The sequence below is a fragment of the Paenirhizobium cremeum genome, from assembly GCF_047553425.1.
GTDB classification, from domain to species: Bacteria; Pseudomonadota; Alphaproteobacteria; order Rhizobiales; family Rhizobiaceae; genus Allorhizobium; species Allorhizobium cremeum.
In genome coordinates this window covers 2,393,050-2,405,741 of the sequence record NZ_CP180217.1, presented here as the reverse complement: position 1 = coordinate 2,405,741, position 12,692 = coordinate 2,393,050, and the positions used below count along the sequence as shown (strand labels likewise).

Sequence of the window (12,692 nt, the reverse complement as noted above, 5' to 3'; positions counted from 1 at the left end):
AAATTGGCGCCAGGCAAGAGGGTGAGGTATTCGCATGCGCTATGCCATATATTTCACGCCCCCTTCGGGCGACCCGCTGACGCTTGCAGCCGCAGGCTGGCTCGGGCGCAATGTCTATTCGGGCGAGGCCGTCGAACACCCCGCCTTGCGTGGCCTCGGGATGCACGAGATCGCCTTTCATACGGCGCTGCCGCGGCGCTACGGCTTCCATGCCACGCTGAAGGCCCCTTTCCATCTGCATGGCGACTTCTCCGAGCCCGCCCTGCTGCGCGAACTGATGCGCTTTGCCGGCACTCTGGAACCCTTCGACATGCCTCGGTTCGAAATCGCCCGGCTCGGCGATTTCTTCGGGCTGGTGCTGGAGCGGCCATGCCCGGCGCTCGATTATCTGGCGGCCGCGGTTGTCCAGGAGCTCGACGTCTTCCGGGCGCCGCTTACCGAGGCGGAGATCGAGCGGCGCAATCCGGAAGCATTGTCCGCTCCGCAGTTCGCCAATCTCTATCGCTGGGGCCACCCCTACGTGATGGATGAATTCCGGTTCCACATGACGCTTACCGGGCCGCTTGCGCCCTATGAATTCGCGCGGGTCGAGGATGCGCTGCGCACGCATTTCGAGCCGGTTCTCGGCGAGCCGGTGGAGTTTTCCAATCTCGCCTTGTTCATCGAAAAGGAGCCGGGCGCGCCGTTCCAGGTCCACTCCCTGCACCCGATGGGACGCATCTCGGCCCGCAAGATCGCCTGACCCCTCTGGCTTCTCAGGCAGGGGCGAGTGTCGCCAAAAAGGCAACGCCCCGCTCTCGCGTTTCCATCTCGACATCCGAGGTGCGGCTGCTTACCGTTCGCTCACGAACAAGCAGGGTGATTTGATGCAGACTGATACCTATCCGCGCGACCTCGTCGGCTACGGCCGCAACGCTCCCGATCCCAAATGGCCTGACGATGCCCGTATCGCCGTGCAGTTCGTCGTCAATTACGAGGAGGGCGGCGAAAGCTGCATTCTCGACGGCGATCCGGCATCCGAATGCCTGCTCTCCGAGATCGTCGGGGCGCAGCCCTGGCCCGGCCAGCGCAATCTCAACATGGAATCGATCTACGAATACGGTTCGCGCGCCGGTTTCTGGCGGCTGTGGCGCATGTTCACCGAGCGCGACGTGCCGGTGACCGTCTACGGCGTGACGCTTGCCATGGCCCGCAATCCGGAAGCTGTCGCCGCGATGAAGGACGCCGGCTGGGAGATCGCCAGCCATGGCTATCGCTGGCTGGAATACAAGGATTTTCCCGAGGAAGTGGAGCGCAAGCACATCCTCGAGGCGGTGCGGCTGCACAAGGAACTCACCGGCTCGCATCCGCTCGGCATGTATCAGGGCAAGCCCTCCGGCAATACGCTCAGGCTCGTCATGGAGGAGGGCGGTTTCCTTTATTCGTCAGATTCCTATGCTGACGATCTGCCCTATTGGGTGAAGGGGATCGACGGCAAGCCGTTCCTCATCATCCCGTATACGCTCGAAACCAACGACATGCGGTTTGCGACGCCGCAGGGCTTCAATTCGGGCGACCAGTTCTTCACCTACCTGAAAGACGCCTTCGACGTGCTCTACGAGGAAGGCAGGGCCGGCAGCGCCAAGATGATGTCCGTCGGTCTGCATTGCCGCCTCGTCGGGCGTCCGGGCCGCGCTGCGGCGCTCGCCCGCTTCATCGATTACGTCCGCTCGCATGAGAAGGTATGGATACCGAAGCGCATCGAGATCGCCGAGCACTGGCACAAGCATCACAAGCCGGCATGGTGAGAGCATGGTGACGCGAGAGGATTTCATTTCCCGCTTCGGCGGCGTGTTCGAGCATTCGCCGTTCATCGCCGAGCGTGCCTATGATGCGGGCCTGATCGGGGAGCCGCTGACGGCGGCCGGCGTGCATGCGGCGCTCAGCGCGCAATTTCGCGCGGCCTCACCGGAAGAGCGGCTCGGCGTGCTGCGGGCGCATCCGGATCTTGCCGGTCGGCTGGCGATTGCCGGTGAGCTGACCGAGGACAGCCGGAAGGAACAGGCCGGCGCGGGCCTCGACCGGCTCTCGCCGCAGGAACATGCGCGCTTCACCGAACTCAATTCGGCCTATACCGCCAAATTCGGTTTTCCCTTCATTATCGCGGTGACGGGGCTGACCAGGGACGATATCCTCACAGCCTTCGAGACGCGCATCGACAACGATCGCGAAACGGAGTTCGCCACCGCCTGCGCCCAGGTGGAGAAGATCGCCCATATCCGCCTTGCACACCTCTTGCCGGAGAATATCTGAAATGCCCGAAATTTCTGTCGTCGCGCTGCCCGATTTCGCAGCCGGTGCCGTCAATCTCGCCTCGGCCCGTCTCGGCGCCAAGGGTCTTTATGCCACGGACGAGTTCTTCGCGCCGCTGGACCGCATGCTGAACGACGAGCCCGCGTGGTTCGATCCCGATCTCTATGACGACAACGGCAAGTATATGGACGGCTGGGAAAGCCGCCGCAAGCGCGTGCCCGGTCACGACTGGTCGGTCATTCGTCTGGCCATGCCGGGCCGGATCTTCGGTTTCGACGTCGATACCCGTTATTTCACCGGCAACTATCCGCCCTTCTGCTCGATCGAGGCTGCTTTCGTCGAGAGCGGCGATCCGACCGACGAGACCGTCTGGACGGAGCTTTTGGCGAAATCGGCCCTCGGTCCTTCGGCGCAGCACTTCTTCGAGAATTCCGACCGCGAGAAGGTGTGGACCCATCTCAGGCTGCATATCTATCCCGATGGCGGCATTGCGCGCCTGAGGGTCTACGGAGCCGCCTTCTTCGACTGGTCGAAGGTCGGGGCGGACGAGGAAATCGACCTTGCCTATATCTTCCATGGTGCGAAGGCGCTGGCCTGGTCGGACGCCCATTACGGCCATCCGGACAAGATCCTGTCGCCGGGGCGTGGGGTCAACATGGGAGACGGCTGGGAAACCAAGCGCCGGCGCGGACCGGGACACGACTGGGCGATCATCCGGCTCGGCCATGCGGGCGTGATTGATAGCGTGCTCATCGACACGCATTTCTTCAAGGGGAACTACCCGGATACCTGCGAACTGCTGGGGGCCTATCTGCCGGATGCCGGCGATACGTTCAGCCCGGAGGAAATCGCGGCTTCGGAAACCTGGAAGCCGATCCTGCCGCGCCAGAAGATGCAGATGGACGCGGAGCATCTGTTTGCCGGCGATGCCATCGCCGATATCGGTCCCGTCACCCATGTGCGCCTTGCCATGCATCCCGATGGTGGCGTCATGCGTCTACGCCTCAAGGGCCGCAAGGCCTGAGCGACAGGGCAACAGGGTGCGCATGCTACTGCTTGCGCGCCTCTTCCGCCTCGCGGATCGCTTCCTCGTGATACCAGCTGCCTGCGCCGCTTTCGTAAATCACGGGGCGTGAGCGTTCTTCGCGCTCGCGCATTTCCATCCGCATCTGAATGTTTCTCACCGGGAACTGCAGGATCTTTGCCGATTCCCGAACCATGTTCGTCGTCATGCTGCTGCCTTTCGTTGTTCATCGGTTTTCGAGCCCGATGATCGTCCCTACCAGATTTCAAGATCGAATGCACACGAAAAGTGCAAAATGCATAAATTATAGGCATTTTTGGGCCAAAAACATGCGTGAATGCGAAATCATCACGTCCGGTCACGCGGCCCATGGCACAGGAAAACACGGTATGGCTGTGCCAGGTTCCCACACAATAAGCTGAAACTGTTAAGGATTCTCGCTGTTCGCCGCCTTCTTGCCCATGCCGCGGTGCGTCATTGTGTCGGCGGGATGACGGTTTTCGTCAGTTGGCACGCTTCCTGCTTCTATCTCCGGGACTCGCCGGACAACCGGAGAATCACCCCTCTGTTGCGCTCCGTGGGCGGGCGCTTGACTGAAGAGAGACCAAGAATGACCAAGTATAAGCTCGAGTATATCTGGCTCGATGGCTACAAGCCGGTGCCGAACCTGCGTGGCAAGACGCAGATCAAGGAATTCGACAACTTTCCTTCGCTGGAAGAGCTGCCGTATTGGGGCTTCGACGGTTCGTCGACCGAGCAGGCCGAAGGCCGCAGCTCCGACTGCGTTCTGAAGCCGGTCGCCGTCTATCCCGACCCGGCCCGCAAGAACGGCGCTCTCGTGATGTGCGAAGTCATGATGCCCGATGGCGTCACGCCCCATCCGTCGAACAGCCGCGCCACCATTCTCGACGACGAAGACGCATGGTTCGGCTTCGAGCAGGAATATTTCTTCTACAAGGACGGTCGTCCGCTCGGCTTCCCGGAACACGGCTACCCGGCTCCGCAGGGTCCGTACTACACCGGCGTCGGCTTCAAGAACGTCGGTTCGGTTGCCCGCCAGATCGTCGAAGAGCACCTCGACCAGTGCCTCGAAGCCGGCATTAACCATGAAGGCATCAACGCCGAAGTGGCCAAGGGCCAGTGGGAATTCCAGATTTTCGGCAAGGGCTCCAAGAAGGCCGCCGACCAGATCTGGATCGCTCGCTACCTGCTGCTGCGCATCTGCGAAAAGTACGGCATCGACATCGAATGGCATTGCAAGCCGCTCGGCGACACCGATTGGAACGGTTCGGGCATGCACTGCAACTTCTCGACCAAGTACATGCGCGAAGTGGGCGGCAAGGACTATTTCGAACGCCTGATGGCACAGTTCGAAAAGAACCTGATGGACCACATCAACGTTTACGGCCCGGACAACCACATGCGTCTGACCGGCAAGCACGAAACGGCTCCGTGGAACAAGTTCTCCTACGGCGTTGCCGACCGCGGCGCCTCGATCCGCGTTCCGCACTCCTTCGTCAAGAACGACTACAAGGGCTATCTGGAAGATCGTCGTCCGAACTCCCAGGGCGACCCCTATGCGATCGCTTCGCAGGTTCTGAAGACGATCTCGGAAGTTCCGCTTGCTGCTTCCGCAGCAGCCTGATCTTCCACGATCGACTGGTCATTGAGGCAGCGCCGGTGAAAGCCGGCGCTGTTTTCGTTTGAGGGAAGCATTGCGTCGCTGCGACCGGCTTTCTCGGGGCGGGCGCTTCGCCTATATTGCCCCAAACGGAGGTTCGGCCATGCGGCCATCGGAAGTGCTGGAGAAGAACAGGCAGGCGATCCGCGAGGCGACGAGGCGCTTCAACGCGGCGAACCCGCGCGTCTTCGGTTCCGTGGCGCGCGGCGAGGACCGCCCGGACAGCGATATCGACATTCTGGTCGATCCGCTGCCGGGAACGACGCTCTTCGATCTCGGTGGGCTTTTGGAGGAACTGGAGCAGATGATGAAGCCGACGCCGATCCATCTGGTGTTGCCAGGCGATTTTCCGGAAGAGGTGCGCAAACGGGTGCTCTCCGAGGCCCGACCGGTATGAAGCAGGAACGTCTCATTGGAAATCTTCGAGAGATGGAACAGGTCGCCGTCGAGACCGCCGAGTTCATGTCGGGCCTGTCTCGCGAGGTCTTCATGAACAATGTGGTGCTGCAGCGGGCACTCGGAATGAACTTGCTGATGATCGGCGAGGTCGCGAACCGTCTTACCGAGGACCACGCGGATTTTGTCGCCGATCATCCAGAAATCCCCTGGACGAAAATAGGTGGGATGCGAAATCGCATCGCTCATAATTACTTCCGCATCGATCTGGATACGGTTTGGAACACTTCTGCTCTCGCCATTCCAGAACTTCTGGCGCAACTTCGCGCGATACGCAGTACTCACCCGCAAGGGGAATAGATCTTGCCCGACCTGCTTTCCGTTCAGCATCTCACCCCCGAGGCATTCGCTCCCTTCGGGGAAGTGATTTCCGCCAAGCCCGAGACCATGCGCCTTATTAACGGCGGGACCACGGAGCGGTTTCATGCGCTGTTTTCGCCAGAGGTTTCGGGCGATGGCGCGCGGGTGATCGTCAACATCTTCCGCGGCCAGCCGCGCGCCTTTCCCTATGAAATCGGCATGATGGAGCGGCATCCGCTCGGCAGCCAGAGCTTTTCGCCGCTCTCCGGCCGGCCGTTTCTCGTGGCGGTTTCGCCGGACGAAGGCGGCAGGCCCGGTCGCCCGCAGGTCTTTCTGGCGCAGCCGGATCAGGGGGTGAACTATCGCCGCAACGTATGGCACCACCCGTTGATGGCGGTCGGGGAAATCTCGGATTTTCTGGTTGTCGATCGCGACGGGCCGGGCAACAATCTCGAAGAATTCTTCTTCGACATGCCCTTCCTGATTCTGGAGCCCCATCCATGACCGGCCTTACCACCCACGTCCTCGATACAGCGCTCGGCAAGCCCGCCGAAGGCTTGAAGATTCAGCTGATGCGGATGGCGGGCCAGGAGGCGGAGCTTGTCACCACCGTCGTTACCAATTCCGACGGCCGCGTGGATGGCGGGCCTATTCTTTCCGGCGAGAAGTTCCGGATCGGCCAGTACGAGCTCCTGTTTCATGCCGGCGATTACCTGAAGGCGCAGGGCGCGCCCCTCACCATGCCGCCTTTCCTCGACATCATTCCGATCCGCTTCGGGATCAGCGATACCGCGGCCCATTACCACGTGCCGTTGCTGCTCTCGCCCTACGGCTATTCGACATACCGGGGTAGCTGAACCATGATCTTTGCGGCGATTGCCGATATCCATGGCAATCATCTGGCGCTGGAGGCCGTGCTGGAGGATATCCGGCGGCAGGGCATCTCGGAAATCGTCAATCTCGGCGACAGTTTTTCCGGGCCGCTGAAGGCGGGCGAGACGGCGGACCTGCTGTTGCCGCTTGATGCGCTGACCGTCCGCGGCAATCACGACCGGGCGCTGGTCGACCGGCCTTATGACGAGATGGGCGATTGGGAGCAGCCGGCCTTTCGGCAGCTCAGCGCCGCGCATTTAGACTGGATACGCTCGATGCCGTTCAGCGCCGTCTATCGCGAGGAAGCCTATCTCTGCCATGCGACGCCTCGGGACGACAACACCTACTGGATGGAGACGCTGTCGCCCGGCGGCATCTTCCATCTGAAGGCGCTCGAGGAAATCGAGGCGCTGGCGAGTGGCATCGAGCAGCCGCTCATCCTTTGCGGCCATAGCCATATCGCCCGCGCCGTACAGCTTTCCGACGGCCGGCTGATCGTCAATCCGGGCAGCGTCGGCTGCCCCGGTTTCGACTACGACCAGCCCTTCTACCACAAGGCCCAGCAGGGCACGCCCTTCGCTGCCTATGCGGTTCTCGAAAAGACCGGCCGCGGCTGGCAGCCCGCCTTCCGGCAGGTGCGCTACGACAATGTCGCCGCTGCCGACCTCGCCGCCGCCCATGGCATGGCCGATTGGGTGAGCGCGCTTTCCGGCGGTTGGATCGCCTGAAGAAAATTTTATTTCCCGCCGAATAGAAGCGCGCTGCCGGGTGTTCTCCTCCTGCAAGCCCGCATGACCAGGCGAGCCGGAAGCGGTGGAGGCTGGGGCATGCGGAATGTCAAACGTCGCAGCGCTCCCGTGCGTCCCGGAGGACGCGCCGCTGCAAACCGCAGAGGAACACGCCATGACCCGCATACTAAGGCTTCGTCTTGCCGCCTTTTCCGTCGCCTGCCTCGTTCCCTTCGCCTTTGCCACGGTTCCGGCGCTCGCCGCAGGCGGTTACGGCGGCGGCTCGGACACGGGCTCCGGTTCCACACCTGTCTGCAAGAAGGGCAGCGTCTACGACCGGAAGACGCAGAAGTGCGTCAAGCAGAGCGGCGCCAATCTGAGCGACGACGATCTTGCCGATTATGCCTACGCGCTGGCCAAGGCCGAACGCTATCAGGAGGCGCTTGAGGTTCTGGACACGGTGAAGGATCAGAATTCGCCGGAAGTACTGAACTATCGCGGCTATGCGACCCGCAAGCTCGGACGTCTGGATGAGGGCATCGGCTACTACCTGAAGTCCGTCGCCGCCGACCCGCAATACACTCAGGTGCGCGAATATCTCGGCGAGGCCTATGTCCTGAAGGGCGAGATCGGGCTGGCGAAGGCGCAGTTGCAGGCGATCGCCGGGCTTTGCGGCACCTCCTGCGAGGAGTACCGGGATCTCGATTCGGCAATCAATGCCGCTCCGAAGATCTAAAGGCCGGGCAGGTGACGGCCGGACCTTTTTCATGGGGCACGGCTGTCGTCTGCGGGTATCTTGCCAATGTCCAGCCTATCCTGTGATTATCCGTTGAACAGCGTCGCCCGACCGTCACAACAGCAGCGGGGGCCGTTGCCTGCGACATCGTCGGGAAGGGAGGCTGCCATCGCAAGCGAGGCGGATGTGCGAAACGGTCTGTCGGCCAATCTGAGCCGGTTGTGGCGATATGCCTTCGTGCTGTCGCGCCGGCGGGACATGGCCGACGATCTGGTGCAGCAGACCTGCGTTCGGGCGCTGGAGCGGGCGGTGCAGTTTTCCTCGGGCTCCCGGATCGACCAATGGCTGCTTTCCATCCTGCATTCCATCTGGCTGAACGAGGTCAGGGCGCAGCGGGTGCGCGAGGGGACCGGGCTTGCCGAGGCGGCCGATGTCCTCTCCTTCGACGGCCGGGCCGAGGCGGACCGCAAGGTGATGGCCAATCAGGTGATGCGGCTGGTCGATGCCCTGCCGGAGGCGCAGCGCACGGCGGTGTTTCTCGCCTATGTGGAAGGACTTTCCTATCGCGAGGTCGCGGCGATCCTCGGCGTTCCCATCGGGACGATCATGAGCCGGCTTGCAGCCGCCCGGGCAAAGCTGGCGGAAGCCAAAGGGGAGGATGTGCGATGACGCAGGACGATACCATGCCCTCGGACGAGCTTCTGACGGCCTTCATCGACGGTGAACTGGACGGCGAGGAGCGCGACCGCATCGAAACCCTTCTGGAGCATGACGAGCGCGTGGCCGCGCGGCTGGAATTCCTGACACGCGCCAACTTCGATTATCGTCACGCCTTCGCCCCGCTGCTCGGCGAGGCGCCGGTCAGGCGATTGCAGGCGATGCTCGACGATGCCGCCGCGACGAAACCGTCTAAGGCTCCCAGCGGCGGCATCAGCCGTCGCGGCCTTTTCGGCGCCATGGCCGCATCGGTGGCAGCGGGCATTCTTGCCGGCAGGACCGGCCTCGACTGGTTCGGGACGGATGAGGAGGGCGGCGGCGAATGGCGGGGCCTGGTCGCGCAGTATATGTCGCTTTACGATGCGCAGACGCTTGCCGGTGTGCTGCCGACGCCGGCGGAACAGGCGGCGGAGCTTGCAGACGTCAACCGGCGTCTCGACATGCGGATGACGCCCGCCCAGCTCGATTTCGGCGATCTCGATTACAAGCGCGCCCAGGTGCTCGCCTATGAGGGCAGGCCGCTCGCCCAGATCCTCTATCTCGATCCGGAGAGCGGGCCGCTCGCCTTCTGCATCGTCCGTTCCGAAGGAAAGGCCGAGCCGGTGCGAACAGAGCAGCGCAACGGCATGACCGTCGTTCACTGGTCCGACGGAGGCCATGGCCTGATGCTGATCGGCCATGCACCGGAGACGCGCATGCTGGATCTCGCCGATGCCCTGATCGACAGGATTTCGGCCTGAGCGATGCGGATCGACCGCTTACCGCGCATGCCGGTCAGAGCGGGTTTTCCGCGATGAGGCCATGGTTGATCTCGCCGATCCGTCGTTTGCCGCATCGCGCCATCAGAAATGCTCTCCGGACCGGAAGGGGCCAACCCTGATGCCGGCTGCGACGAGATAGGCGGTCGACCAACCGATCAGCAGAAAACCATTCACGCCCTCCAGTCCCGCCAGCATGCGCCATTCGGGATGGGGAATGACGTCGCCGTAGCCGATGGTCGAAAAGGTGACGGTCGAAAAGTAGAGCGCTGTCGGGAAATCGCCGAGAAAACCGATCAGCCGGTAGCATAGCGCCCAGAGCCAGACCTCGGCCGTCAGCACGCAGAAGACGCCGAGAACCACCGTGTTCATGGCCAGGATGCGGCTGCGATGGGCGTGCAGGCGGATATGGGCCGTCACCCAGCTCATGGCGTGGGTCACGGCTATCAAGCCGAAAGTGTGGATGACGACGGTCAATGAAATGACCACCGTTCCGATTGCCAGATTGAGCAAGAGTTGCAGCACGTTTCGACCTGTATTCAGGCGTGGCGGCTAGCTTGCGCCCTTTACGGCATGACCCGCCACGTAGGTTTCGACCACGGAGCGGTCGTCGCCCAATGTCTGCAGCAGAAAGAGTTCTTCCGCAAGGGTTTTCACGGTCTCCATGCGCAGCGCCATGGCCGGGGTCGCTGCGGAGTCGAGAACGACGAAATCGGCGTCCGTTCCGGCGTCCAGCGTGCCGATCCGGTCTGCAAGCGACAGTGCCTCGGCATTGCCCAGCGTCATCAGATAGAAGCTTTCCAGCGGATTGAGGCGCTCGCCTTGTAATTGCTGGATCTTGTAGGCCTCGTCCATGGTCTTGAGCATCGAGTAGCTGGAACCGCCGCCGATGTCGGTCGCGACCGCAATCCGGACCGGCTTTTCGCGGCGCTGGTAGCGCTTCATCGGGAAGAGACCGGAGCCGAGGAACAGGTTCGAGGTGGGGCAATGGACGGCGATCGAACCGGCGTCCGAGATGGCGTCGGCCTCGCGGTCGGAGAGATGAATGGCATGGCCGAGCAGCGTCCTAGGGCCGAGAAGGCCGTAGCGGGCATAGATATCCGTATAATCGGTCGCTTCCGGATAGAGCGAGCAGGTGAAGTCGATCTCGTCGCGGTTTTCCGAAAGATGCGTCTGGATGTGCAGGTCGGGGAATTCCTCGGCAAGCGTCCGGGTCGCTTCCATCTGTTGCGGCGTGGAGGTGATGGCGAATCGCGGTGTGATGGCGACATGGTTGCGGCCCTTGCCGTGCCAGTCGGCGATCACCTGCCGCGTCTCGTCATAGGCCATCTCGGGCGTATCCAGCAGGCCCTGCGGCGCATTGCGGTCCATCATCACCTTGCCGGCGACCATCAGGCTGCCGCGGCGAAGGTTTTCGGCGAAGAACGCGTCCGCCGAGGCCTTGTGCACGGAGCAATAGGCAACCGCGGTCGTCGTGCCGTTGCGGAAGAACTCATCGAAGAAATGCCGGGCGATGCGCTCGGCATGGGCGGTTTCGACGAAGCGGCATTCCTCGGGGAAGGTATAGGTGTTCAGCCATTCCAGCAGGTTGGCGGCATAGGAGCCGATCACCTGCATCTGCGGAAAATGCACATGGGTATCGATCAGGCCCGGCAGGATGAGGTGCGGCCGGTGGTCGATCTCGATGGTATCGGGTGCGGCCCCGGCCTTTACGGCGGCATAATCGCCCATGGCGGCGATCCGGCCGTTTTCGACCAGCAGCGCGCCGTCGCTTTCGTAGCGGTAGCTTCCCTCGTCGCCCACGCTTTCGGGGGCGCGGCGGAAGGAGAGAAGGCGTCCGCGATAAAGGGTGGTGGCTGTCATTGGCTGCTGTTCCCGGAGACCGCGCTTTCATACCAGGCGACAAGAAGCGCGCGCTCTTCCGCGCTGACCTCGGTGATGTTGCCGGGAGGCATGGCATGGGCGCGGCCGGCCTGCAGGTAAATTTCCCGGGCGTGGGCGGCGATCTCCGCGTCGCTTTCGAGTTTCACGGATTTCGGTGCCCGCGCCACGCCGTCCCAGACGGGCTCTGCCGCATGGCACATGGAACAGCGGCTCGCGACGATGTCCTTCACCGCGGGGAAATGGGCGTTGGCGGCAAAGCGCTGGTAGACGGGAGCGACCGACACTTCACCTTCCGAAACGGGCTTCTGCACGGTCGAAAGCCACATGATGACGATGAACAGGACGGTCGTGACCATCCAGGTCCAGAGCGGACGGCCCTTGCGGGCATGGGTGGTGTTGAACCAGTGGCGGATGGTGACGCCCATCAGGAAGACCAGGGCGGCGATGATCCAGTTATAGGCGGTGGCAAAGGCCAGGGGATAGTGGTTCGACAGCATGAAGAAGATGACGGGAAGCGTCAGGTAGTTGTTGTGCAGCGAGCGCTGCTTGGCCTGAGCCCCGAGCTTCGGGTCCGGCGTGCGGCCGGCGATGAGGTCGGCCACGACGATCTTCTGATTCGGGATGATGATGAAGAAGACGTTGGCCGACATGATCGTCGCCGTGAAGGCGCCGAGATGCAGGAAGGCGGCGCGGCCGGTGAAGATCTGGGTGTAGCCCCAGGCCATGACGACCAGCACGACATAGAGAAAGGCCGTCAGGCCCCAGGTATTCCTGCCGAGCGGCGACTTGCAGAGGAGATCGTAGAGCACCCAGCCGATGCCGAGGGAGGCGAGCGAAAGGCCGATCGCCTGCCACTGGTCGATGTCGAGCACATGGCGGTCGATCAGGAAGAGATCGGCGCCACCGTAGTAGACCACGCAGAGCAGGGCAAAACCGGAGAGCCAGGTGGTATAGGCCTCCCATTTGAACCAGGTCAGGTGCTCGGGCATCGAGGCGGGGGCAATCAGATATTTCTGCACGTGGTAGAAACCGCCGCCATGGACCTGCCATTCCTCGCCATAAACGCCCTCCGGCAGGTGGTCGCGCTTCACGAGCCCGAGATCGAGTGCGATGAAATAGAAGGACGAGCCGATCCAGGCGACGGCGGTCACGACATGCAGCCAGCGAACGGCAAAGGCCAGCCATTCCCAGGCGATGGCAAATTCATACATCGGAAATCCCTTTCTTCCCCAACCGGATACCT

At 62.4% G+C, this 12,692-nt stretch carries 17 protein-coding genes; 13 read left to right on the top strand and 4 right to left on the bottom strand.

The window, feature by feature from the left end; genetic code table 11:
• The first annotated feature begins 34 nt into the window (after positions 1-34).
• From ACLBKR_RS11885 to alc, 4 genes are all read left to right on the top strand, one after another.
• Positions 35-742: a DUF1045 domain-containing protein gene (locus ACLBKR_RS11885; protein ID WP_112831124.1), complete on the top strand. Its 708-nt coding sequence runs from the start codon at positions 35-37 to the stop codon at positions 740-742.
• Positions 743-866: 124 nt separating this feature from the next.
• Positions 867-1,787, top strand: a complete 921-nt coding sequence (gene puuE / locus ACLBKR_RS11880) for an allantoinase PuuE (RefSeq protein ID WP_113448844.1) — start codon at positions 867-869, stop codon at positions 1,785-1,787.
• Between the two features lie 4 nt (positions 1,788-1,791).
• Positions 1,792-2,292 carry a 2-oxo-4-hydroxy-4-carboxy-5-ureidoimidazoline decarboxylase gene (gene uraD, locus ACLBKR_RS11875; protein WP_112831122.1) on the top strand — a complete coding sequence of 167 codons (501 nt, stop codon included), beginning with the start codon at positions 1,792-1,794 and terminating at the stop codon, positions 2,290-2,292.
• Position 2,293: 1 nt separating this feature from the next.
• On the top strand, positions 2,294-3,316 hold the full coding sequence (alc, locus tag ACLBKR_RS11870) for an allantoicase (RefSeq protein ID WP_113448845.1): 1,023 nt from the start codon (positions 2,294-2,296) through the stop codon (positions 3,314-3,316).
• A gap of 25 nt (positions 3,317-3,341) precedes the next feature.
• Here alc and ACLBKR_RS11865 read toward each other — a convergent pair whose 3' ends face one another.
• Positions 3,342-3,524 (bottom strand): DUF2735 domain-containing protein, encoded by a 183-nt coding sequence (locus tag ACLBKR_RS11865; RefSeq protein WP_112831120.1) that lies wholly within the window; start codon positions 3,522-3,524, stop codon positions 3,342-3,344.
• Between the two features lie 402 nt (positions 3,525-3,926).
• On the opposite strand from ACLBKR_RS11865, the gene ACLBKR_RS11860 reads away from it, so the two are divergent.
• The 9 genes from ACLBKR_RS11860 (at position 3,927) to ACLBKR_RS11820 (ending at position 9,547) form a co-directional block, all read left to right on the top strand.
• The gene (locus ACLBKR_RS11860; protein ID WP_112831119.1) at positions 3,927-4,961 is read left to right on the top strand and encodes a glutamine synthetase beta-grasp domain-containing protein; all 1,035 of its coding nucleotides are present in this window, start codon (positions 3,927-3,929) and stop codon (positions 4,959-4,961) included.
• 139 nt (positions 4,962-5,100) lie between these two features.
• Positions 5,101-5,394 (top strand): nucleotidyltransferase family protein, encoded by a 294-nt coding sequence (locus tag ACLBKR_RS11855; protein ID WP_112831118.1) that lies wholly within the window; start codon positions 5,101-5,103, stop codon positions 5,392-5,394.
• A gap of 32 nt (positions 5,395-5,426) precedes the next feature.
• Positions 5,427-5,753 (top strand): DUF86 domain-containing protein, encoded by a 327-nt coding sequence (locus ACLBKR_RS11850; RefSeq protein WP_414899337.1) that lies wholly within the window; start codon positions 5,427-5,429, stop codon positions 5,751-5,753.
• Between the two features lie 3 nt (positions 5,754-5,756).
• The gene (locus tag ACLBKR_RS11845; RefSeq protein ID WP_113437019.1) at positions 5,757-6,257 is read left to right on the top strand and encodes an ureidoglycolate lyase; all 501 of its coding nucleotides are present in this window, start codon (positions 5,757-5,759) and stop codon (positions 6,255-6,257) included.
• Positions 6,254-6,610, top strand: a complete 357-nt coding sequence (uraH, locus tag ACLBKR_RS11840) for a hydroxyisourate hydrolase (protein ID WP_112831115.1) — start codon at positions 6,254-6,256, stop codon at positions 6,608-6,610. The genes ACLBKR_RS11845 and uraH overlap by 4 nt, the downstream gene beginning before the upstream one ends.
• Before the next feature lie 3 nt (positions 6,611-6,613).
• Positions 6,614-7,354 (top strand): metallophosphoesterase family protein, encoded by a 741-nt coding sequence (locus tag ACLBKR_RS11835; protein WP_113487312.1) that lies wholly within the window; start codon positions 6,614-6,616, stop codon positions 7,352-7,354.
• Positions 7,355-7,529: 175 nt separating this feature from the next.
• Positions 7,530-8,090: a hypothetical protein gene (locus ACLBKR_RS11830; protein WP_113339248.1), complete on the top strand. Its 561-nt coding sequence runs from the start codon at positions 7,530-7,532 to the stop codon at positions 8,088-8,090.
• 66 nt (positions 8,091-8,156) lie between these two features.
• Entirely contained in the window at positions 8,157-8,759 is a 603-nt protein-coding gene (locus tag ACLBKR_RS11825; protein WP_113487314.1) for an RNA polymerase sigma factor, read from the top strand.
• Positions 8,756-9,547 (top strand): zf-HC2 domain-containing protein, encoded by a 792-nt coding sequence (locus tag ACLBKR_RS11820; RefSeq protein ID WP_113339246.1) that lies wholly within the window; start codon positions 8,756-8,758, stop codon positions 9,545-9,547. Before ACLBKR_RS11825 ends, ACLBKR_RS11820 begins: the two co-directional genes overlap by 4 nt.
• 102 nt (positions 9,548-9,649) lie before the next feature.
• Here ACLBKR_RS11820 and ACLBKR_RS11815 read toward each other — a convergent pair whose 3' ends face one another.
• From ACLBKR_RS11815 to ACLBKR_RS11805, 3 genes are read right to left on the bottom strand one after another with little or no spacing between them, the layout of a single operon-like run.
• Complete coding sequence (locus tag ACLBKR_RS11815; protein ID WP_244709609.1) at positions 9,650-10,090, bottom strand: potassium channel family protein; 441 nt, start codon at positions 10,088-10,090, stop codon at positions 9,650-9,652.
• Between the two features lie 27 nt (positions 10,091-10,117).
• On the bottom strand, positions 10,118-11,428 hold the full coding sequence (gene guaD, locus ACLBKR_RS11810; RefSeq protein WP_113487316.1) for a guanine deaminase: 1,311 nt from the start codon (positions 11,426-11,428) through the stop codon (positions 10,118-10,120).
• A complete protein-coding gene (locus tag ACLBKR_RS11805; RefSeq protein ID WP_113487318.1) occupies positions 11,425-12,660 on the bottom strand; it encodes a urate hydroxylase PuuD in 1,236 nt (411 codons plus the stop codon). The genes guaD and ACLBKR_RS11805 overlap by 4 nt, the downstream gene beginning before the upstream one ends.
• Positions 12,661-12,692 lie beyond the last annotated feature (32 nt).